Genomic DNA, 359 nt, shown 5'->3' on the forward strand with positions numbered 1-359 from the left:
CGCGCCCTTGTCCCGTCCGGCGCCGGGCATCATTGCCGCGCTGTTCTGCGGCTATCTGGCGGTCGGCTTGCCGCTGCCGGTCATTCCGCTGTTCGTGCACGCGCATCTCGGTTTCAGCAATCTGGTCGTGGGACTGGTGATTGGCATCCAGTTCCTGGCCACCGTATTGACCCGCGGCTACGCGGGCCGGGTCACCGACCAGCAGGGCGGCAAGCGATCGGCGCTGCAGGGCGCGGCGGGGATGGCGGTCGCCGGACTGCTGTACCTGGCCGCCGCCATGCCGGGGCTGTCGTCCACAGCCAGCCTGGCCATCATCATCGCCGGCCGGTTGGCGGCGGGCCTGGGCGAAAGCCAGTTCG

At 70.2% G+C, this 359-nt stretch carries 1 protein-coding gene; it reads left to right on the forward strand.

Annotated elements, in window-relative coordinates; all coding sequences use genetic code 11:
* Positions 1-7 precede the first annotated feature (7 nt).
* Positions 8-359: MFS transporter (locus tag ACR6JA_RS22930; protein ID WP_494599792.1), on the forward strand; the 352-nt coding region annotated here is incomplete at its 3' end.

The organism is Cedecea sp. B1(4) (genome assembly GCF_059414925.1).